Source organism: Dietzia sp. JS16-p6b, assembly GCF_003052165.1.
Lineage (GTDB): Bacteria > Actinomycetota > Actinomycetes > Mycobacteriales > Mycobacteriaceae > Dietzia.
Genome location: NZ_CP024869.1, coordinates 1750814 through 1772092 on the forward strand (window position 1 = coordinate 1750814; position 21279 = coordinate 1772092).

Consider the following 21279-nt stretch of genomic DNA (forward strand, 5'->3'; position numbering starts at 1 on the left):
GGCCCCAGTGTATGGGTGCCCCGGAAGTCGCCGTCCGTAGGCTGTACGGATGACTGTCGAATGGACCCCCGACGGGCCTCTCGATCTCGAGAGCCCCGTCATGATCGTGGCCTTCGAGGGCTGGAACGACGCCGCCGACGTGGCCACCGGCACGGTCGAGCACCTCGCCCTGACGTGGGAGGCGCGGCAGATCGCTGAGATCGGTGGCGACGAGTTCTTCGACTACCTCGACCAGAGACCGACGGTCCGGCACTCACAGGGGGTGTCGAGGTCGGTCGAGTGGCCGCAGATCCTGGTGTCCGTGTGCCGACCGGACGGGGTCGACCACGACGTCCTGCTGGTCCGCGGTCCCGAACCCGGCCTGAAGTGGCGCCGGTTCGCCTCCGAGTTCGTGGACCTCGTCGACACGCTGGCGGTCACCGAGGTGGTGTTGCTGGGTGCCTACCTGGCCGATGTCCCCCACACCCGCCCGGTTCCCCTCACCGGGACGGCGTTCAACCGCCAACGGATCGCCGACATGGGAGTGCGGGCGTCCGACTACGAGGGACCCACCGGGATGACCGGTGTCCTCCAGCAGCTCCTCACCGAGGCCGGTGTCCCGACGGTGAGCCTGTGGGCGGGTGTCCCGCACTACGTGGCCGCCCCACCCAACCCGCGCGGCACCGAGGCCGTCCTGTCCTGGCTTGCGGGCACTCTCGGGGTGGCCGTCCCGATGGATGCGTTGCGGGTGCAGTCCCGCACGTGGGTGGCGAAGGTCGACGCCGCGGCCGGCGAGGACGAGGACCTGCGCGACTACATCCAGTCCCTCGAGGACCGGATGGACGAGGAGAACGGGGTCGGCGCGGGGGTGGATCCCGAGCCCGACCGTGGGCGGGTCGCCGACGGTGAGACGATGCCGCTGGTCGACGGCGACTCGATCGCCGCCGAGTTCGAGCGCTTCCTGAGAGGAGACCGGGACGAGCCCGACACCGGCCAGGTGTGATGTTCGGCTGGAGCGGCCCCGGGACGGCCGTCAGGTGGCGGGGGCGAGGCCGAGCAGGGCGTCGAGGGCGATCGCGACGGAGGATCCGGCGGACGGGTCCGACTCGTCGCCGGCCAGGGTCGCCTCCGCCCAGTCGTCGACCGCGGCCAGGGCGCCAGGGGTGTCGAGGTCGTCGGCGAGCCGGTCGCGCACCGTGGCGATGGTCGCGGCCGAGTCGGCGCCCGCTTCCCGAGCGATCGCACGGAACCACCTCTCGCACCGGGAGCGGGCCTCCGCGAGCAGCTCCTCCGACCATGACCGGTCCGTCCGGTAGTGCCCGGCGGCCAGTGCGAGCCGGATCACCGCCGGGTCCACCCCCTGGTCGCGCAGAGTCCTGACCCGCACGAGATTGCCCAGCGACTTGCTCATCTTGACCCCGTCGAGGCCGATCATCGCCGCGTGCACGTAGAAGCGCGCGAACGGTGAGCGGCCGGTCGCGGCCTCCGCGTGGGCTGCGGAGAACTCGTGGTGTGGGAACGCGAGATCGCTTCCCCCGCCCTGGATGTCGAACTCCATTCCCAGCCTGTTGCGTGCGATGGCAGAACACTCGATGTGCCAGCCCGGCCTGCCCGCTCCCCAGGGTGAGGGCCAGGACGGCTCCCCGGGCCGTGCCACCCGCCACAGCAGCGCGTCCAGCGGGTGCTCCTTCCCGGGACGGTCGGGGTCCCCGCCGCGCTCGGCGAAGGCGTCGGCCATCTGCGCCGCGTCATACCCCGACTCGTACCCGAACGCCGGGGTGGACCGGTGGCGGTAGTAGACGTCGGGGTAGCCGTCGACCCCCGGGTCGATCGTGTAGGCGTGGCCGCCGTCGACGAGTTCGGCGACCATCTCCACGACCTCGCCCACGGTCTCCGTGGCGGCCACGTAGTCGCGTGGGGGGAGCACACGGAGTGCCTGCATGTCGGCGCGGAAGAGGTCGGTCTCGCGATCGCCGAGTTCCCTCCAGTCCACGCCGTCGCGCTCGGCGCGCTCGAACAGCGGGTCGTCGACGTCCGTGGTGTTCTGGACATAGTGCACCTCGTGCCCGGCGTCCAGGAGGAGCCGGTACACCAGGTCGAAGGTCAGGTACGTCGCGGCGTGACCGAGGTGGGTGGTGTCGTAGGGGGTGATGCCACAGACGTACATCCCCGCGACGGGCCCGGCGGACACCTCGCGGATCCCGCCACTCGCGGTGTCGAACAGTTTCAGCGGGGCGCCGTCGCCGGGTACGGCGGGGACGACGGGCGGGGGCCACGAGTGCATGCGGCCGAGTCTAGATACCGCGGGATATCAGAAGAGCGGCCAGGGTAACGGGTACCCCGGCCCCGGCGCGGGGAACACCTCCCCCTCCACCAGCGCGGCGACCCGCTCCTCCAGCGCGCGGACCTCGCCGGGTGCGAGCAGGTCTCTCAGAGCGCCCGCCAGGGGGCCGTCCCCGGCCAGGCCGTCGCGCACCGTCTCGAGGGCCTCGAGATCCTCCGGTGGCAGGGGCTGGCCCGCCCACCCCCACAGGACGGTGCGCAGTTTGTCCTCGGTGTGGAAGGACAGGCCGTGGTCGATCGCCCAGATCTGACCGGAGGTGTCGACCAGGACGTGACCGCCTTTGCGGTCGGCGTTGTTGACGACGAGATCGAACAGCGCGATGCGGCGGAGTCGGTCGTCGAGAGCGTGCGCCACCACCACCTCCTGTCCTCCCGAACCCTGGCCACGCAGCACCGCCACGCGGCCGGGAGGCAGGGCGTCGACGGAATGCACGTCGACCGGGTCGTGGCCGGGAGTCTCGGTCCGGTCGATCTCGTCGACCCACCGTTGCGCCATCCCCGGGCCGCCCGGGCCGTGCGCCCCCACCGTCTCCGGCACCAGGTCCCACCCCAGCGCGACGGACACCGTGTACGCCGCGATCTCCCGGGCCGCCAGGCTGCCGTCGGGGAAATCCGTGAGGGGGCGCTCTCCCGCCGAGGGCTTGTAGACCCAGTGTTCACCCAGTGTGTCCACGCAGCGGTACACCGCGTTGCTGCCCGAGGGGATCCGGTGCAGAACGGTGAGTTCGGGGCCCGGCGGGCGGGCGGTCACGGATCGACGAGGTCGGCGAGCGCCTCACCGGAACGAGGGAGGTACCCGTTGAGGCGGATGCACAGGTGTCCCGTCGTGTCGATCGGCTCCCCGCACAGCGGGCACGGGGCACGGCCGGCGGAGACCACCTTCTCGCTGCGCAGGACGAACTGCCGTGCCCGTTGCGGGGTCAGGAACACGCGGAGCGCGTCGGGGGCGTCCTCGGCATCCGAGAGGACGACCGACTCGTCGGTGGCGGCGGGGTCCGCCGCGAGCAACTCCACGACGATCTGGCTCTTCTCCCCGTCCCAGCCCAGGCCCATCGTCCCCACCTGGAACTCCGCGTCGACGGGCATCTCCAGTGGCGCGAGATCGTCCACGACGCCCGCGGCCGGGGGGACGGGGACATCGGACTTCGCGGCGATCTCGTCGAGGAGGTCGCCCATCCGCTCGGAGAGGATCTGGGCCTGCTGCTTCTCGCACCGGACGGAGACGGTCCGGCCTCCACCCGTGGCCTGCACGAAGAACACGCGCTCGCCGGGCTGGCCGATCGTGCCCACCACGAACCTCGCCGGGTCGCGGAACTCGTGGACTTCCCTGCTCATGCCGGTCGTCTCCTCGGTGCTGTGCTGTGAAGTGTACTGCCGGGTGGTGCCGGGCGGTCCTGGGCGGAGGTGCGGTTCACAAGGGTACGTTCCCGCCCGGCACCGCGTCCGAGCTGGCGTCGCCCGCGGTGGCCCGGCCCACGTGTCCGGCGGGTTCCCCCCGGAGACTCGCCAGGTCCCCGCCGGTGTCGTTGACCCGGAGGACGAACGGCCGGTGAGGTGTGTAGCGCACCACCGACACCGATCCCGGTTCGACCACTATGCGCTGGAAGTGGTCGAGGTGCATTCCGTACGCGTCGGCGATCACCGACTTGATCACGTCCCCGTGGCTGCACGCCACCCAGAGGACGTCGCGGCCCGCGTCCTCCGCCAGGCGTCGGTCATGTGCCCGGACGGCCGAGACCGCGCGGGTGGCCATCTCCGCGAGGGATTCGCCCTCCGGGAAGACGGCCGAGGAAGGATGCTGCTGCACCACCGACCACATGTGTTCCGACGCGAGCTCGCTCAGGGCCCGTCCGGTCCACGACCCGTAGTCGACCTCGACCAGGCCCTCGTCCACGACCGGCTCCACCCCGAACGCGGCGGCCAACGGCTCGACCGTCTCCCGGCAGCGCATGAGCGGCGACCGGACGACCGCTTCGACGGGCAGCCCCGCCAGGCGTCGACAGAGGTCCTGCGCCTGCGTGCGGCCCGTCTCGTCGAGCGCGACCCCGGAGGTACGGCCGGCCAGTGTGAGGGCGGTGTTGGCGGTGGAGCGGCCGTGGCGCAGGAGGATGACGGTCATGACGGCAGGTTACCGAGGCCGCGCCGTATCCGTGGTGCGGTCAGGTCGCGGGGATCGTGCCGGTGGACAGCAGGACGATCACGACCAGACCGAGGATGATGCGGTAGCCGGCGAACCAGGCCAGGGAGTGCTTCTGGACGAAGCGTAGGAGCCAGGCGATGGCGATGTATCCCAGCACGAACGCGATCACCGATCCCACGACCAGCTGGATCCCGGTGGCGGACTGCCCCACGGACGGCTCGAAGGCGTCGGGGAGGCTGAACAGTCCCGAGGCCAACACCGCCGGGATGGCCAGCAGGAAGGAGAACCGTGCGGCGGCTTCGCGGGACATGTTGAGGAACAGGCCCGCGGAGATGGTGCCGCCCGACCGGCTGACGCCGGGGATGAGGGCCAGGCACTGGGCCAGGCCCATGACCACGGCGTCCTTGAACCTCAGACCCTCGAGCGACTGGCCGTCGACCGGGCGGTCCTGCCTTCCGACCTTCTCCGCGATCAGGAACACGAACGAGAACGCGATGAGGACGATCGCCGTGATCCACAGATTCCGGGCCGCGTCCCGGATGAGGTCCTTGCCGAGGAACCCGATCACCGCGATGGGGATCGACCCGATGATGACGTACCACCCGAGGCGGTAGTCCGGGTCGTCGCGGTGTCCGGCGTCGAACACGCCCCGGAACCAGGCGACGACGATCCGCACGATGTCCTTGAAGAAGAACACCAGAACGGCCGCCTCCGTGCCGAGCTGGACGACCGCCGTGAACGAGGCGCCCGCGTCCGACCCGAACATCCAGGTGGAGAAGATCCGAAGGTGCCCGGAGGACGAGACCGGCAGGAACTCCGTGATCCCCTGGATCACGGAGAGCACGACCACCTGGAGCCAGGACATGCCGTCCGCGGCGGGGGCGGCCAGGACCGTCGGGTTCACGGGCGCTGCTTTCTGTCGGGGACCGTGGGCACGGGAGCGGGTGGTCCCCGCACCGCCGTGAGGGTAGTCGCCCGGACCTGGACGGAGACTGAGGACCCGCGTGAGGGACACTGTGGGCACGTCGAAAGGAACACCGTGCCCCTTCGTGCCCACCGCCGCACCGCGGTCACCGCCGCCGTCATCTCCCTCGTCGTCGGGCTCGCCGGTTGCGCGTCGACCACCGGCCAACTGGAGGACTACACCGGGATCGAGCAGGGGAACGCCAGCCCGGTCCCCGCGCCGTCGGCCGCCGACCCCGAGGGTGGCGAGGTCGTCCCGGCGCCGGGATCCGTGTCCTCACTTGTCGCCGTGGGCGACCGGGTGCTGGCACAGGTCGACGGCCCACCGGCCCTGGAGATCGCCCGGGTGGACGGCATCCGGTGGATCCCCGAGACGACCGTCGAGCTGCCCGCGGACGCGGGCACCGCCACGGCCGCGCTCGACGGGACGGTCCTGGTTCCCTTCGGTGACGGCGTCGTCGTCGTCTCACCGGACGGTGACTCGCGCGAGATCTCGGGGCTCGGACCCGTCACCGCGGCGGCCGTGACCACCGACGGTCGGCTCCTCACGGGCGCCCCCGGCGGCGAGGTGGTGGTCCGCGACCCCGACGGGGCCGAGCGGCATCGCGTCGGTGGTCTGACGTCGGTCGATCGGATCAGCGTGGCCCGGGACGGTTCGGTCACGGCGTTCAGCCGACCGGACACCGTCATCGCCAGCATCGATCTGGACGAATCCGGGGCCGGGCCGCTCCTGCGCGCCGGCAGAGGAGCCGGGATGCTCGGTGAGTACGGGGATGTCACCATCGTCGCCAGCGACACCGTGGGGGACACACTGCTGGTCTACTCGACCTCGCCGATCCGGCTCCATCAGCAGTTCCCGGTCGCGGCCGCGCCCTGGGCGGTCGCCGGGGACCCCACCCGGGACGTCGTCTGGGTCACCTCCACCGGGACCAACACCGTCCAGGCGTACGATCTCGGCGACGGCACGGGGGTACGGCGGGCCGAGATCGCGACGGTGCGCCAACCCGATTCCCTGGTGGTCACCGCTTCCGGGACGGTGGTCGTCGGATCCGCCGACGGTGCGGGACTGCACCTGATGCGGCCAGAGCTCCCGGAGCCGTCGAGCTGATCGACGCACCACCCACGCCCCATCGAGGAGGACCGTGTACTCGCTGATGAAGAGTGTGCTGTTCCGCTTTCCCGCGGAACGGATCCACCACCTGGTCTTCGGCTTTCTCAAGCTGTTGACCCTGGTACCACCGCTGGGTTCGCTCGTGCGCCGGGTCCTCGGTGTCCGGGATCCGATCCTGGCCCAGGATGTCCTGGGGCGCCGGTTCCCCGGGCCGCTCGGCCTCGCCGCCGGTTTCGACAAGAACGCCGCGGCCGTCGACTCGTGGGGTGCGATCGGGTTCGGGTTCAGCGAGGTCGGCACGGTCACCGCGTCACCCCAGCCCGGGAATCCGGCGCCCCGTCTGTTCCGGCTGCCGGAGGACCGGGCGATCCTCAACCGGATGGGCTTCAACAATCACGGCGCGGGCAACGCGGCCAACAATCTGCGCAGGCGCCGGAGCAGCGACCCCGTGGGGATCAACATCGGTAAGACCAAGGTGGTGCCCCCGGAGGACGCGGTCCGCGACTACGTGGCGTCCGCCAGCGTGCTCACCGGGCTGGCCGACTACATGGTGGTCAACGTCAGCTCCCCCAACACCCCCGGCCTCAGGGATCTCCAGGCGGTCGACTCACTCCGCCCCATCCTCACCTCGGTCCGTGACGTGGCGACGATCCCCGTGTTGGTCAAGATCGCGCCCGACCTGGACGACGACGACATCGACGCGGTCACGGACCTCGTCATGGAGCTGGGCCTCGCGGGCATCGTCGCCACCAACACCACCATCTCCCGGGACGGGCTCAGGACACCGGCTGCCGTCGTGGAGGCGATGGGTGCGGGAGGGATCTCGGGGGCGCCCGTCGCGGCCCGGTCCCGCCAGGTGCTCGCCCGGATCCACGAGCGGGCCGGCGATCGGATCGTCCTCATCTCGGTGGGCGGCGTCGAGACCCCGGAGGACGTGTGGGACCGCATCACCCACGGTGCTCATCTGGTCCAGACGTACACCGGTTTCGTGTTCACCGGACCCGATCTCATCCGTGGGACCAACAAGCTCGTCGCCCGACGGCTCCGGCAGGGCGGGTTCGCCTCCCTGGCGGAGGCCGTCGGTTCGGCGGTCAGCTGACCCCTACTGCTCGAAGAGCGCCGTGACGGTCCCGCGGGCCAGGCCCTGCCCGAAGAGGTTGAACCCCACGAAGGCGCAGGAGGCGTCCTCTCCGAGTTCGATCTCGTCGCCGACGGCGTGAACGGCGAGGATGTATCGGTGCGGACCGTGCCCCTCCGGTGGGGCCGCTCCCACGAATCCCTTGAACCCGGCGTCGTTGCGGACCACGACGGACCCCTCTGGGAGGCCCGAGGTGTCGTCGCCGGTGCACGCCCCCTCCGGTAGCGAGGTCACGTCGGCGGGGATGTTGGCCACCGACCAGTGCCAGAACCCCGAGGCGGTCGGCGCGTCGGGGTCGAACACGGTCACCACGTAGGTCCGGGTCCCCTCCGGTCCGGCACTCCAGCTCACCTGAGGCGACTTGTCCTCGCCGCCTTCGACTCCCATCTTCCCGCCGAGCTGCCCGGACGAGAGGGTGGAGCCCTCGACGAAGGATTCGCTCGTCACCTCGAGGGCGGGGAGGTCCGGAAGTGCGTCGTAGGGGTTCGGCACGCGGAAGTCGGTCATCGTCATCCTCCTGGGTCGGACGGTGCGGGGAGGTGTCCCCGGCCGGTCTCGTCCTTGTCTACCAGCGATGACCGGACGGCGTCGGGTGGGAGCGGGGTCCGATTTGTCCCACGGTTCGCGCATCGGCTAGTGTCATTCCTCGCACGACCAAGCCGGGGAAGATCCGGTGCAGGTCACCAGTGTGCGAGCGCGAGTGGCGGAATGGCAGACGCGCTAGCTTGAGGTGCTAGTGTCCTATTAACGGACGTGGGGGTTCAAGTCCCCCCTCGCGCACACTGTGTCGAGACAGTAGAAGTGGCCCCGGATCCGTGAGGACCCGGGGCCCACTTGTCTCCCCGGGAGGTCCCCCGATGGCCGCACCCCGCCGACGCCGGCCCGACGTCGCGAGAACTGTCGCCGGACGGGTGGCGGACGCGCTCGGGTGGCTGACCGGCACCGCCGCTCGCGCCGCGGATCGGCGCCTCGACTCACTGGGCCTGGCTCCCCCTCCCCTCGACCTACCCCCCGAGGTCCGCGGCGACCTCTGCGCCTTCTTCGGCCACACCATCGACCCCGCTGCGGTGATGATCCGGCGGGGACACGTGCCCGGGGTGGCCCACCCGCGGGCGTTCGCCCTGCCGGGCCTGATCTATCTGGGCGTCGACGCCGGGGTGGTGAGACCGCGGGCTGGGGTCGACGATCACCCCAGGGCCACCCCCACGTTGGTCCACGAACTGGTCCACGTCTGGCAGGGCCGGGTCATCGGTCCCCGATACGTGGTCATCGCGCTCGCCGAACAGGCGCTGAAGGGGCGCCGGGCCTACGACTGGCGCGCGGCCCTCGACCGGGGTCCACACGACTGCGCCACCCGCGACCGGGCCGGAGTGAACCGCGCCCCGTGGATGTTCCCGGTGGAGGCCCACGCGCAGCTGGTGTCCGATGCCTACGCCCTTCGCCACGGGTTCACCCCGCCTCCCGCTGACGCGGGGGGTCACCGGGAGCCGCCGGCCGTGGAGGAGGTGCTCGCCGGGGTCAGGGCAGGCCGTGCGCCCACCCTGCGGGCGCGAGCGGTTTAGGGACCGGCGGCCTCGTCGTCGTACCGTGTCCTGGTGACAGGCATCGATCCGGACGACCTCGAGACCCTCCAGCGCGTCCTCGACCAGGCGGCGGCGCTCGGGAGGACCACCCCGATTCCATCCGGGTGCAGCGCTCGGTCGGCCACATGTTCAAGTTGCTCAAGAAGTCTCGCCGCAACGAGGTCCGCCGCGCCCGGCAGGAGGCGGACAAGGCGGTCATCGAGGCCACCGCGACCGGCTCGCCCACCCGGATCGACGACGAGACGGCCGGGATCCGCCTGGTCTCGAACACTCCGGGAGCCGTGGCCGGGCACCTGCAGCGCGCGGTGGCCTGTTACGTCTGCAAGCAGCTCTACACGCAGGTCGACGCCTTCTACCACCAGCTGTGCCCGGAGTGCGCGGCGGCCAACCGCGCGAAGCGGGACCCGGACATGGACCTGACCGGGCGGCGGGCCCTGCTCACCGGGGGGCGCGCCAAGATCGGCATGTACATCGCCCTCATGCTGCTGCGGGCGGGGGCTCACGTGACCATCACGACCCGGTTCCCCCGCGACGCGGTCCGCCGGTTCGCCTCGATGCCCGACCACGCGGACTGGGCCGACAGGGTCCACGTGATCGGTGTGGACCTGCGCGATCCCGCCCAGGTCGTGGCACTGGCCGACGAGGTCGCCGCCGCCGGGCCGCTGGACATCCTCATCAACAACGCCGCCCAGACGGTGCGCCGGTCCCCCGGGTCGTACTCCGGACTCGTGGACGGCGAGTCCGCACCCCTCACCGGACGGGCCGCAGACATCCCCATGATCACCATGGGCCGCACCTCCGAGCTGCACCCGGCCGCGCTGATGGGCGGCGAGTCTGCGCTCATCGGCTCCGACGAGGCCGAACGCGAGGCCGGACACATGGCCGAGCAGGCACTCCTGGCCGGGTCGGCGTCCCTGGACCGCGTGGCCGCCGGCACCGCCATCGACGCCGGCGGGCTGCTGCCGGACGTGGTCGACCACAACAGCTGGGTGGCCACTGTCGAGCAGGTGGAGCCCATGGAGATGCTCGAGGTGCAGCTGTGCAACTCTGTCGCGCCGTTCATCCTGGTCTCCCGCCTGCGGCCCGCGCTGGCGGCGTCGGGCGCCCGGCGCAAATACGTCGTCAACGTCTCCGCCATGGAGGGGCAGTTCTCCCGGCGCTACAAGGGCGCGGGGCACCCGCACACCAACATGGCCAAGGCGGGCCTGAACATGCTCACCCGCACCTCCGCCGAGGAGATGTTCACCGAGCACGGCATCCTCATGACCGCCGTGGACACCGGGTGGATCACCGACGAGCGGCCGCACACGACCAAGGTCCGGCTCCACGAGGAGGGCTTCCACGCTCCTCTCGACCTGGTGGACGGGGCGGCGCGCGTGGTCGATCCGATCGTGCGCGGTGAGGCCGGCGAGGACCTCTACGGGTGCTTCCTCAAGGACTTCCGACCCAGCCCGTGGTGAGCGATCCGGACACCCGGCGGCCGGGACAATAGGATCGTCGGCATGGACTCACCCACCTCGGCGGCAGTGCACCTCATCCTGACCACCGAGCTCCTGCCCGCGCTGCGCGAGGTGGTGACCGAACTCGGCGGGGACGGCCCGGACACCCTGGTCCATTCGCGACCCACGGCGGTGGGGGCGGCGCACCCGACCAACTCCGCTGCCGCGACGGTCCGTCATCTCTGCGGGGTCCTCACCTCCTGGGGGGCGGCGTGCCTCGGCGGTGAAGAGGTCCGCCGACACCGGGAGTCGGAGTTCACGTACGACGGGCCGGTCGAGCCCGAACTCGACAGGCTGTCCGCACTGGCCGACCGGGTCCCGGACTGGACCACGGCGGCGCTGCTGCGGGGCGACCTCGCACATCCCGCCGGGACGGCGTTCCCGGTGGAACGGGCCCGGGCCGCCGGCACCCTGACCGTGGAGTGGGTGCTGGCGCACATCCTCCACGACGTCGCCACCCACCTCGGTCACCTTGAGGTCACCCGCGACGTCCTGCTGTCCGCCGGCCCCCGGTGACCTCCTCCCCCGGCGGGATGGACCCCGGTCGGACCGGCCGGATCCCGGTCCTGCTCGACTGCGACCCGGGGATCGACGACGCCCTGGCGATCGCCTACCTGGTGGCCGAGCACCGAGCCGGGTCGATCGACCTGGCAGGGCTCGTGTGCACGGCCGGCAACGTCGGCATCGAGGACACGGTCCGCAACGCTCTGGCCTGGCTGGACCTGGCGGGCGCTCCCCCCGTCCCCGTGTCGGCCGGGGCCGCCGGCGCGACGGTCGTGCCCCACGCGTTCACGCCGGAGACGCACGGCCCCCGTGGTGCGGGGCACGCGGGGCTGCCGCCGTCGACGAGGGTTCCGGATCCGCGGAGCGGAGCCCGACTCTGGGTGGACGCGGCTCGCGCTGCCCCGGGTGAACTGGTGGGGATCGTGACCGGTCCCTCGTCCACGATCGCTCACGCGCTGGAACTGGAGCCCGCGCTCCCGCGGCTGCTGCGGCGGCTGGTCGTGATGGGCGGGTCCTTCCGCGGACACCCGGGCAACACCACGCCGGTGAGCGAGTGGAACGTCGACGTGGACCCCGAGGCCGCCGACCGGGTGTGCCTGGCGTGGGAGGCGGCCCGGTCCGTGGACCCGTCGGTGCCGCCCGTGAGGTGGTGCGGACTCGATCTGACCGAGCGCGCGGTGTGGACCCCCGAGCACTCCGAGCGGCTCCTGGCGGCGTCCGGGACCCCGCTGGCCAGGCATCTGGTCGACGCGCTGCGCTTCTACTTCGAGTTCCACGAGTCCGTGGGCGAAGGCTACCTGGCGCAGGTGCACGATCCCCTGGTGGCCTGGCTGGCACTCCGCCCCGGGGCGGCCCTGACCGAGCCCGTCCATCTGCGTGTCGAGTGCGCGGGCGAGCACACCCGGGGGATGACGGTCGAGGACCGCCGTGGACACCGCGGGCGGCCGGCGAACGCCGAGCTCGTGGTCGACCTCTCCGTTCCGGGCGGTGCGGGGGCGGTGGTCGAGGAGGTCGCCGCCTCGATCGCGGACCTACACTGAGATGACCTCCACCGGTCCGCTCCTGCATCAGGGCCACCACCCGCACGCGGTTGACCACCCCGGGATCGCCGGGTGGAACCGGTGCTAATCTCGTCCGGATGCCCTGGCGTCGGCACCCACCGTCGCGGGACAACGGATCGTCGTCTCACTGTCAGTTCACCCCGGGAGAGTCCATGAGGCCTGTCGCCGCCGTCGCCTTCGCTGGTGGAGCCGTCGCGGCCGGGTTCGCCGCGCGACGCCTCGCTCAGCCCGCCCGGCCGACGGCAGCAGCTCCGACCCCGGTCGACGCTCCCGACACCGCCGCCGTCGAGGCCACCGGTCCCGAGATCGCCGCCGCCGAGGCCACCAGGGAGCAGCAGCCGCGGCTCGCCGGTGCACACGGTCACCTCCCCGCACTCGAGGGTCTCCGCGGCCTCGCGGCGATCGGCATCATCACCACCCACGTCGCGTTCGTGACCCGGATGTCTTACGGGACGCCGGTACGCCGCCTCTACGGTCGGTTGGACATGCTGGTGGCGGTGTTCTTCGCCAAGACCGGCTTCCTCCTGTGGCGCGCACACTCCGACCACGCCCGCCGCGACCGGCCGGGAACGGCCCGCGCGGTGATCCCCTACCTGCGGGCCCGCCTCGTGCGGATCATGCCCGCCTACGCGGTGCTCGTCGCCGTCGCGATGGTGCTCCTGCCCCAGAACCGGGTCAACGGCCCCGTGGTCTGGCTGCGCAACCTCACCCTGACGCAGATCTACCAGCGGAAGTTCCTCGTCTCCGGGCTCACGCACGCCTGGTCCCTCGCGGTCGAGATGGCCTACTACCTGGCTCTCCCGGCGCTGTGGACCGGGATGAAGAACCTGCGCGGCGACCGGGCCCGATGGCGGCTGCCCGCCGTCGGCGCCTTCGGGCTCTCCGGTCTGCTGTTTCCGCTGATCCCCTGGCAACGCCTCCGGCTCCTGCCCAGGGGCGTCAACGACCAGATCCTGCCGCCGGCGTTCTCCGCCTGGTTCGCCTCCGGGATGCTACTGGCCGAGCTGGCCACCGCCCGCCCGGGACTGCTCGCCCGATTGAGCCGGGCACCGTACGCGAGGTGGGGGTGGTGGGCGGCTGGCGCAGGGGCGCTGTTCGCCACGACGTCCCCCCGCTGGTTCTCCGAGGGCTTCCACCACCCGAGCGGCCGCGAGTACGCCGCGCGCAACGGGCTCACCGCGGCGATGGCGTTCTTCTTCCTGGGACCGGTCGTCCTGGCCCCGGCGGGCTCGCGCTTCCGCGTCCTGGAATCGGCACCCCTACAGGCGATCGGCCGCTGGTCGTACGGAATCTTCCTCTGGCACCTGATCGTGCTGCACTACGCGTTCCCGCTCACCCGCACCTCGCTGTGGACCCGGCGGATGGGCGTGATCTGGCCCGTGACCGTGGCCGGGTCGATCGCCGTGGGCGCGGCCAGCTACCGGTTCATCGAGGAACCGGCGCGAAAGTTCCTCTCTCCGCACGCCTGAACTCGACGCCGAGTTCTCGTAGGGTGAGCGCAACACCGCGGACAGGCGCGCGGTCACGACGAAGGAGAACAGCTATGGGTTACATCGGCGGCGGAGTGGTCCTCGTGGTGATCGGCGCGATACTCATGTACGCGGTTGAGGTCACCATCCCGGGAATCGACTCGAACACCCTCGCGGTGATACTCATGGTGGCCGGTGTGGTGCTCTTCGTGATCGGTCTCCTGTTCGTGATTCGCTCCCGGGGCCGCCGGGTGCCGGACGAACGGTACTGAGCCCGCGCGCGCGACATCTCCCGCGCGGATGCCCCGGGAGCGGAATCCGGAGAGCGCGGAGATTCTTTTCGCGGACCTGTCGATCTCCCGGGGGGCCGTTCGTCATCATGGTGTCGCCGCTCTCGCGGCCGACGCCCACCACGATCGGTCAGGAGATCGACATGAAATACGTACTACTGCTCTTCGCAGACCTCGATGCCGCCCGCTGTGGCGAGGACGCGGTCACCGGCGCGGACGAGGGTCCCGGCGTCGAGGAGTTCATGGCCTTCGATGCGGAGCTCGAGAAGGCCGGGGTGCTCGCCGGCGGGTTCGCCCTGGAGGATCCGGACACGGGGGTCGTCGTGTCCATCCCACCGGGCGCGACCGAGCCCGTCGTGACGTCGGGGCCGTTCGCCGAGAGCAGGGAGTTCGTCGGCGGGACCATCATCATCGATGTCCCCGACATCGACGAGGCACTGACGTGGGCGGCCCGGTGTCCCGGGGTCCACGGTGGGCGGGTCGAGGTCCGCGCCATCGCGGAGTTCTAGATGCATGTCCGTGTGTCCGGGGTGGGAGCGGGGGCCCACCCGTGACCTCCCCGGGGCCCGCGGCGTCCGATGCCCTGGCCGCGATGAGGCGTGAGGAGAGCTCCCGGCTGCTGGCTGCGCTGGTGTCGCGGTTCGGGGACCTCGAACTGGCCGAGGACGCCGCGCAGGACGCTCTCACCGCAGCCCTGGAGACGTGGCCGAGAACCGGTGTCCCTCACACCCCGCTGGCCTGGCTGATGACCACCGCGACCCGCAAGGCGATCGATCGACTCCGGCGGGAGAAGGCCTTGACGGAGCGGCTGGCGAGGTTGCGGGTAGAGCAGGAGAGGCGGCCCCCGCCGCCGCCGAGCGTGTCGCCCGCGGATCCGGACGACATCCCGGACGAGCGGCTCGAGTTGTTCTTCGCCTGCTGCCATCCGACCCTGGGAATCCAGGAGCAGATCGCGCTGACCCTCCGGTACCTGGCCGGACTGACCACAGTCGAGATTGCCCAGGCCTTCCTCGTCCCGGTCCCCACGATGCAACAGCGCCTGGTACGCGCGAAGAAGCGCATGCGGGTGACCCGGATCCCGGTCCGCGTGCCGGAGGCCGCCGACCTCCCACGGCGGCTACCGGCGGTCCTCGCCGTGATCTACGTGGTCTACACGGAGGGCTACGCGGCGACGGAGGGCGCGCGACACCTGCGCACCGAGCTCACCTCCGAAGCCATCCGCCTCGGGCGCATCGTCCACAGACTGATGCCGGGGCAGAGCGAGGTGGCGGGGCTTCTCGCCCTGATGCTGCTCACCGAGGCGCGGGCGCCGGCGCGGTCGGGCCCGGACGGCATGCCGATTCCCCTGAGCCAGCAGGACCGCTGCAGATGGGACCGTCTCCTCGTCGACGAGGGGCTCGCACTGGCCCGGACCGCTGCCGCGGGAGGGCCAGGGAGGTACAGCGTCCAGGCGGCGATCGCCGCACTCCACGCCGAGGCCCAGGACGTCGACTCGACCGACTGGGCCCAGATCGTGGTGCTCTACGACATCCTGCTGAATCTCTCCCCCGGTCCGGTCGTGCGGGTGGCCCGAGCGGTCGCGCTCGGGCATCGGGACGGGCCCCACGCGGGAATGGTGGCACTCGACGCCCTGGCCTCGGATCCGACACTGCGGGAGCACCACCCGTTCCACGAGGCCCGGGCGGTGACGCTGGAACTCCTCGGTCGGAGCGAGGACGCGCGCCTGGCCTGGGCACGCGCCTTCGAACTCTCGAGGAACGAGGCCGAGCGTTCCTATCTGATCCGTCGGTGGTGGGAGGCGTAGCCGGCGGGGCGCCGAGTCCGCCGACTGGTCCACCTGCTACGACTGACCCGAGCGCTCCGAGCGCTCCGGGCGTTTCGAGTCGAAGGCGTCGATGATGGCCTGGGCCGCGAGAGCCGCCGTCAGCGTCCCTTCGCTCACGCGTCGCTCGACATCGGCCGTGACCCGTCTCACGTCCGGGTCGGCCGCGAGCCGCGCCATGAGCGTGTCGTGCACCATCGACCGGGTCCACTCGACCTGTTGGCGCGCGCGACGGGCCTCGACCTCGCCGATCTCCCCCATCGTGTCCTGGTGGGATCGCACGGCCTCCCAGAATTCGTCGAGACCCTCGCCCTCGAGCCCCGACATGGTCAGGACCGGAACCTTCCACACCGAGTCCGCCGGTCGCACTAGTCGCAGCGCCGCGCCGAGTTCTCGCGCGGCGCGCCTGGCGTCCTTGACGTGGGGGCCGTCGGCCTTGTTCACGGCGACCACGTCGGCCAACTCCAACACGCCCTTCTTGATGCCCTGGAGCTGGTCGCCGGTGCGGGCGAGGGTGAGGAACGTGAAGCAGTCGACCATCCCGGCGACGGCGACCTCGGACTGGCCCACCCCGACGGTCTCGACGAGGATCACGTCGAAACCCGCGGCCTCGAGGAGGACCATGGTCTCCCGGGTGGCCTTGGCCACGCCCCCGAGCGTCCCGGAGGTCGGTGAGGGCCGGATGTAGGCGCGGGGTTCCGTGGCGAGCGTCGCCATCCGGGTCTTGTCGCCGAGGATCGAACCGCCGGTGCGCGTAGAGGACGGGTCGACGGCGAGCACCGCGACCTTGTGCCCCTTCTCCACCAGGTACAGCCCGAACGACTCGATGAACGTCGACTTGCCCACGCCCGGTACCCCGGTGATCCCGATGCGCAGGGCTCCCCCGGCATGCGGCAGCGCTCCGAGCAGCAGCTCCTGCGCCTTTTCGCGGTGCGCGGGGTTCGTGGACTCCAGCAGCGTGATGGCGCGCGCGAGCACGGGGCGGTCGTCGTGGAGCACTCCCTCGAGGAGGGCCCCCACGTCGATCTCCCGACGCGGCCTCGCGCCCGTCGCGGAAGGGACCGGGCCGCGGACCGCACCGGTTCCGAGAGTCGTCGACAGACTGCCCGTGGTGTTGCCCGAGCCCGCGGGATCGGGACCGGAGCCGAGGCGGTTCAGGACTCGGCCCCGGAGGAGGTCAGCTCGTGCCCGAGCTCACGGGCGAGTGCCTCGAGCAACTCGATGGCCGCGTCGGAGATCACGGTCCCGGGCGGATAGATCGCGGTCGCACCGGCGTCGTAGAGCTCCTGGAAATCTCCGGGAGGGATGACGCCTCCGACGGTGACCATGATGTCCTCGCGTCCCACCTCGGCGAGCGCCTCCCGCAGCGCCGGGACCAGGGTGAGGTGACCGGCGGCCAGCGACGACACGCCGACCACGTGCACATCGGCGTCCGCGGCCTGTCGGGCGACTTCGTCCGGGGTCTGGAACAGCGGGCCCATGTCGACGTCGAAACCCAGGTCCGCGAACGCGGTCCCCACGACTTTCTGGCCGCGGTCGTGGCCGTCCTGACCCATCTTGGCCAGGAGGATGCGGGGCCTGCGACCCTCCAGTTCGGAGAACTCCTCGGCCATCTTCATCGCCCTGGTGACGTTGTCCACGGCGCCCTCCTTCGACACCTCCTGCCGGTAGACGCCGGACAGCGTCTTGATCTCGGCTTTGTGTCGACCGTAGACCTTTTCGAGCGCGTCCGAGATCTCGCCGATGGTCGCGTGGGCGCGGGCGGCGTCGATGGCGAGCGCCATGAGATTGTTCTCCAGCCCGCTCCCGGCACCCCCGGCCGCCGCCTCGGTGAGTCTGGCGAGAGCCGCCTGACACGCCGATTCGTCGCGTTCCGCACGGAGTCTGTCCAGCTTCGCGAGTTGCTCCGCGCGCACGCGCGAGTTCTCGACCTTGAGGACCTCGATCTCCTGGTCCTCGGTGACGACGTACTTGTTGACCCCGATGACCGGTTGGCGCCCGGAGTCGATCCGCGCCTGGGTGCGGGCCGCGGCCTCCTCGATGCGCAGCTTCGGGATCCCCTCGCCGATGGCCTGCGCCATCCCCCCCGCCTCCTCGATCTCGATCAGGTGCAGGCGGGCCTTGTCGGCGAGCTGGGCGGTGAGCCACTCGATGTAGTACGACCCTGCCCAGGGGTCGATCGGGCGGGTCGTGGCCGACTCCTGCTGGAGCAGGAGCTGGGTGTTGCGCGCGATGCGCGCCGAGAAGTCGGTGGGCAGGGCCAGCGCCTCGTCCAGCGCGTTGGTGTGCAACGACTGCGTGTGGCCCTGCGTCGAGGCCATGGCCTCGATACACGTCCGGGCCACGTTGTTGAACACGTCCTGGGCGGTGAGGGACCACCCGGAGGTCTGGGAATGGGTGCGCAGCGACTTGGACTTCTCGTTCTTGGGCCCGAACTTCTCCACGAGTTCGCTCCACAGCAGACGGCCGGCCCGGAGCTTGGCGATCTCCATGGAGAAGTTCATCCCGATCGCCCAGAAGAAGGACAACCGGGGTGCGAACTTGTCGATCTCCAGCCCGGCGTCCAACCCGGCACGCAGGTACTCGACGCCGTCCGCGAGGGTGTACGCCAGCTCCAGATCCGCCGTCGCGCCGGCCTCCTGGATGTGGTAGCCGGAGATCGAGATGGAGTTGAACCTCGGCATCTTCCGGGAGGTGTAGGCGAAGATGTCCGAGATGATCCGCATCGAGGGCGTGGGCGGATAGATGTAGGTGTTGCGGACCATGAACTCCTTGAGGATGTCGTTCTGGATGGTCCCCGCGAGTTGTTCCGGTGTCACCCCCTGTTCCTCGGCCGCCACCACGTACAACGCGAGGATCGGTAGCACGGCCCCGTTCATGGTCATCGACACGGAGACGGCGGACAGGTCGATGCCGTCGAAGAGCTCACGCATGTCGAGGATCGAGTCGATCGCCACGCCCGCCATCCCGACGTCGCCGGCGACACGGGGGTGGTCGGAGTCGTACCCGCGGTGGGTGGCCAGGTCGAACGCCACCGACAGGCCCTTCTGGCCCGCCGCGAGGTTGCGCCGGTAGAAGGCGTTGGACTCGGCAGCGGTCGAGAAGCCTGCGTACTGCCGGATCGTCCACGGCTGGTTGACGTACATGGACGGGTACGGGCCGCGGAGGAACGGGGCCGCTCCCGGGACGGTGTCCAGGGGGAAGGGGGTGACCTCCTCGCCGTCGTCGGTCGGGGCGTCGCCCGCCTCGACCGCGTCACGGTCCGCCTTGGTGAACACCCGCTTGACGTCGATACCCTCGGGGGTCTCCCACCGCGGTCCGGCGTCGACGTCCCGGTCGACACCCCCGACGGCGTGGTGGTCGACGGCGGTCTCCACACCGTCCGGTAGCGGAGCACCCTCACTGGTCTCGCGCAGCGGGGCGATGCTGAAATCGGGGAAGGTGGTCATGTCACTTCACTCCCAGCTGATCGAGGAGGGCGGTCAGGGCGGCGACGGCGTCGATCCCGGTGGCGAGGTACCCGTCCGGCCGGTCCGTGGCGTCGGCGGGGAACCCCTTCTCGGCGCCGGCGAGGTAGACCGTTCCCACACCCGCCTCACGCAGCGCACGGACGGCGTCCGGGCCCTCGGTGGCGTAGCGCTTGTCGGCGCCGCAGAGGACGGCGATGTCCTCATCCTTCCGGACACCGGCGTACTGGTCTGCCGCGGTCGCCAGTGGGTTCCGGGTGTCGATGCCGCCGGCCGCGAGCAGGTTGGCGACGAAGGTCACGCGGCCCGTGGTCTCGGCCATCGGGCCGAGCCCCGCGAGCAGGACCGTCGGCCGGGAGCCGGTGGCCTCCAGGTGGGCGTCCGAGCGATCGCGCAGGGCTTCGAAGTCGCGGCCGTACCGGTAGTCCTCGCCACCCCGGCGCGTGGAGTCGAGTGGCGGCTCGGCGAGGTTCGGGAACTCGGAGACCCCGGTGACGGGTGCCGTGCGGTGAGCGATGTCGGCATCACGGGCCTGGCGGACACGGGCGACGGCGTCGGCGACGCTCCCGGAGGCGATCGCGGCCGCGAGTCCGCCCTCGGACTCGACGGTCTGGAACGCGGACCACGCCGCCTCAGCGAGCGAGTCGGTGAGTGATTCGACGTACCATGATCCGCCGGCCGGGTCGACGACGTGCCCCAGGTGCGACTCCTCGAGCAGCAGCAGTTGGGTGTTCCGGGCAATCCGCTCGGCGAAGGCCCGAGAGGTGCTCTCCAGACCTCCCGGCAGGGAGACGTCGAACGGCAACACGGTCACGGAGGTGGCGCCGCCGACCCCGGCACCGAACGCGGCGAGAGTGGTGCGCAGCATGTTCACCCACGGGTCACGCCGCGACATCATGGCCGCGGAGGTCACGGCGTGCTGGGGCGCGTCCCCGGCCTCGGGCGCGCCCAGCAGCTCCGCGACGCGGGCCCACATCAGACGCCCGGCACGGAACTTGGCGATCGAGACGAACTGGTCGTCGGTGGCGGCCAGTCGGAACGAGATCTGGCGGAGGGCGAGGTCGACGTCGAGCCCCGACGAGACCAGGGCGCGCACGTACTCCAGGCCCGCCGCGGTGGCGTACGCGAGTTCCTGGGCGTCCCCGGCACCGTCGGCGTGGAAGACCGTGCCGTCGGCCACGAAGGTCCGGACGGTCTCCTCCCGCTCGGCCACGCGTGTGGCGAGAGAGACCGCCGCGCCGAGGTCGATCGACCGCGAGGGCCCCCCGTCGCCGTACGCGGCGGTGACCGGTGCCGCACCGAGGTCGGCGATGATCGCGGACCGGTCGGTCACCCCGTCGCCCGCGGCCCTGCGCTGGTCGAGCAGTTCGAGGAACGCCTCACCCACCTCGACGAGGTCGGCACCGGCGTCGAACGTCACCGGGGCGAGGTCGAGATAGACGTCCTTGAGGACGGCACCCACCTGGGAGGCGGGCACCCGCAACCACAGGGCGGACGCCCCCTGGCCGAGAAGGTCCAGAACGGCGGTGTTGACGTCGCTCGGGTCGCCCTGGGCGTCGACCCGGACGCAGACGTGCCAACCGTTGTCCGGCAACCCTGACCGGTCCCCTCCTCGCACGAACGGGAACGAGCCCGGTGCGGAGCGCTCGGGCGTCTCGTCGGCGCGCGTGTAGAGGGGGTTCACCTCGATCCCGTCCCGGGTGGTGGCCACGAGGGCGCGCCACGCGTCCTCCGGCATCTCGGACGGATCCTTGCGGGCGGCCTTCGCGAGGACGGCTCCCACAGAGGCGTACCAGGACTGAAGGTCGGGACCTGTGGTCGGACTGGACACCGGTACCTCGTTCTCTTGTGGAGTGAAGGGGGTCACCTCGGACTCTAATGCAGCATCTTCGCCCGCCGGAACGTGACCG

General features: G+C 71.1%; 19 protein-coding genes, 1 tRNA gene and 1 pseudogene. 12 read left to right on the top strand and 9 right to left on the bottom strand.

Translation table 11 applies throughout. The annotated features are described in order from the left end of the window. Nucleotides 1-49 precede the first annotated feature (49 nt). Complete coding sequence (locus tag CT688_RS07930) at nt 50-982, top strand: PAC2 family protein (RefSeq protein WP_107756456.1); 933 nt, start codon at nt 50-52, stop codon at nt 980-982. A gap of 30 nt (nt 983-1012) precedes the next feature. Here the strand turns inward: CT688_RS07930 and mshC are convergent, their stop codons facing one another. The 5 genes from mshC to CT688_RS07955 form a co-directional block, all read right to left on the bottom strand. Further along, entirely contained in the window at nt 1013-2263 is a 1251-nt protein-coding gene (gene mshC, locus CT688_RS07935) for a cysteine--1-D-myo-inosityl 2-amino-2-deoxy-alpha-D-glucopyranoside ligase (RefSeq protein ID WP_107756457.1), read from the bottom strand. 27 nt (nt 2264-2290) lie between these two features. Further along, a complete protein-coding gene (locus CT688_RS07940; protein ID WP_107756458.1) occupies nt 2291-3073 on the bottom strand; it encodes an SCO1664 family protein in 783 nt (260 codons plus the stop codon). Further along, entirely contained in the window at nt 3070-3657 is a 588-nt protein-coding gene (locus CT688_RS07945; protein ID WP_107756459.1) for a DUF3090 domain-containing protein, read from the bottom strand. Before CT688_RS07945 ends, CT688_RS07940 begins: the two co-directional genes overlap by 4 nt. 76 nt (nt 3658-3733) lie before the next feature. Next, nucleotides 3734-4441, bottom strand: a complete 708-nt coding sequence (locus tag CT688_RS07950) for a histidine phosphatase family protein (protein WP_107756460.1) — start codon at nt 4439-4441, stop codon at nt 3734-3736. A 40-nt stretch (nt 4442-4481) separates the two neighbouring features. After that, on the bottom strand, nt 4482-5327 hold the full coding sequence (locus CT688_RS07955) for an undecaprenyl-diphosphate phosphatase (RefSeq protein ID WP_228549168.1): 846 nt from the start codon (nt 5325-5327) through the stop codon (nt 4482-4484). 174 nt (nt 5328-5501) lie between these two features. Between CT688_RS07955 and CT688_RS07960 the strand changes: the two genes are divergently transcribed. Continuing rightward, nucleotides 5502-6533 carry a hypothetical protein gene (locus CT688_RS07960; protein ID WP_107756461.1) on the top strand — a complete coding sequence of 344 codons (1032 nt, stop codon included), beginning with the start codon at nt 5502-5504 and terminating at the stop codon, nt 6531-6533. A gap of 34 nt (nt 6534-6567) precedes the next feature. After that, the gene (locus CT688_RS07965) at nt 6568-7635 is read left to right on the top strand and encodes a quinone-dependent dihydroorotate dehydrogenase (RefSeq protein WP_107756462.1); all 1068 of its coding nucleotides are present in this window, start codon (nt 6568-6570) and stop codon (nt 7633-7635) included. A gap of 3 nt (nt 7636-7638) precedes the next feature. Here CT688_RS07965 and CT688_RS07970 read toward each other — a convergent pair whose 3' ends face one another. Continuing rightward, nucleotides 7639-8181: a YbhB/YbcL family Raf kinase inhibitor-like protein gene (locus CT688_RS07970; protein WP_107756463.1), complete on the bottom strand. Its 543-nt coding sequence runs from the start codon at nt 8179-8181 to the stop codon at nt 7639-7641. A gap of 187 nt (nt 8182-8368) precedes the next feature. Here CT688_RS07970 and CT688_RS07975 point away from each other — a divergent pair. The 9 genes and pseudogenes from CT688_RS07975 to CT688_RS08015 all read left to right on the top strand — a co-directional run bounded on the left by CT688_RS07975 (nt 8369) and on the right by CT688_RS08015 (nt 15884). Next, nucleotides 8369-8454, top strand: a tRNA-Leu gene (locus tag CT688_RS07975). A 77-nt stretch (nt 8455-8531) separates the two neighbouring features. Then, nucleotides 8532-9236, top strand: a complete 705-nt coding sequence (locus tag CT688_RS07980; RefSeq protein WP_107756464.1) for a hypothetical protein — start codon at nt 8532-8534, stop codon at nt 9234-9236. A 33-nt stretch (nt 9237-9269) separates the two neighbouring features. Then, nucleotides 9270-10717, top strand: a pseudogene (locus CT688_RS07985) (SDR family NAD(P)-dependent oxidoreductase). Between the two features lie 42 nt (nt 10718-10759). After that, nucleotides 10760-11272, top strand: a complete 513-nt coding sequence (locus tag CT688_RS07990; RefSeq protein WP_107756465.1) for a DUF664 domain-containing protein — start codon at nt 10760-10762, stop codon at nt 11270-11272. Then, entirely contained in the window at nt 11269-12300 is a 1032-nt protein-coding gene (locus tag CT688_RS07995) for a nucleoside hydrolase (RefSeq protein ID WP_107756466.1), read from the top strand. Before CT688_RS07990 ends, CT688_RS07995 begins: the two co-directional genes overlap by 4 nt. Nucleotides 12301-12473: 173 nt before the next feature. Then, a complete protein-coding gene (locus tag CT688_RS08000) occupies nt 12474-13790 on the top strand; it encodes an acyltransferase (protein WP_107756467.1) in 1317 nt (438 codons plus the stop codon). 74 nt (nt 13791-13864) lie between these two features. Next, a complete protein-coding gene (locus CT688_RS08005) occupies nt 13865-14062 on the top strand; it encodes a hypothetical protein (protein ID WP_107756468.1) in 198 nt (65 codons plus the stop codon). 161 nt (nt 14063-14223) lie between these two features. Then, nucleotides 14224-14589 (top strand): YciI family protein, encoded by a 366-nt coding sequence (locus CT688_RS08010; RefSeq protein ID WP_107758084.1) that lies wholly within the window; start codon nt 14224-14226, stop codon nt 14587-14589. Nucleotides 14590-14672: 83 nt separating this feature from the next. Then, nucleotides 14673-15884 carry an RNA polymerase sigma factor gene (locus CT688_RS08015; RefSeq protein ID WP_107758085.1) on the top strand — a complete coding sequence of 404 codons (1212 nt, stop codon included), beginning with the start codon at nt 14673-14675 and terminating at the stop codon, nt 15882-15884. A 36-nt stretch (nt 15885-15920) separates the two neighbouring features. Here the strand turns inward: CT688_RS08015 and meaB are convergent, their stop codons facing one another. The 3 genes from meaB to CT688_RS08030 all read right to left on the bottom strand — a co-directional run bounded on the left by meaB (nt 15921) and on the right by CT688_RS08030 (nt 21200). Further along, complete coding sequence (gene meaB, locus CT688_RS08020) at nt 15921-16922, bottom strand: methylmalonyl Co-A mutase-associated GTPase MeaB (protein WP_194860728.1); 1002 nt, start codon at nt 16920-16922, stop codon at nt 15921-15923. Between the two features lie 134 nt (nt 16923-17056). Further along, nucleotides 17057-19351 carry a methylmalonyl-CoA mutase gene (scpA, locus tag CT688_RS08025; protein WP_107756470.1) on the bottom strand — a complete coding sequence of 765 codons (2295 nt, stop codon included), beginning with the start codon at nt 19349-19351 and terminating at the stop codon, nt 17057-17059. A 1-nt stretch (nt 19352) separates the two neighbouring features. Continuing rightward, nucleotides 19353-21200, bottom strand: coding sequence for a methylmalonyl-CoA mutase family protein (locus CT688_RS08030; protein ID WP_197431485.1), 1848 nt, complete (start codon nt 21198-21200; stop codon nt 19353-19355). Nucleotides 21201-21279 lie beyond the last annotated feature (79 nt).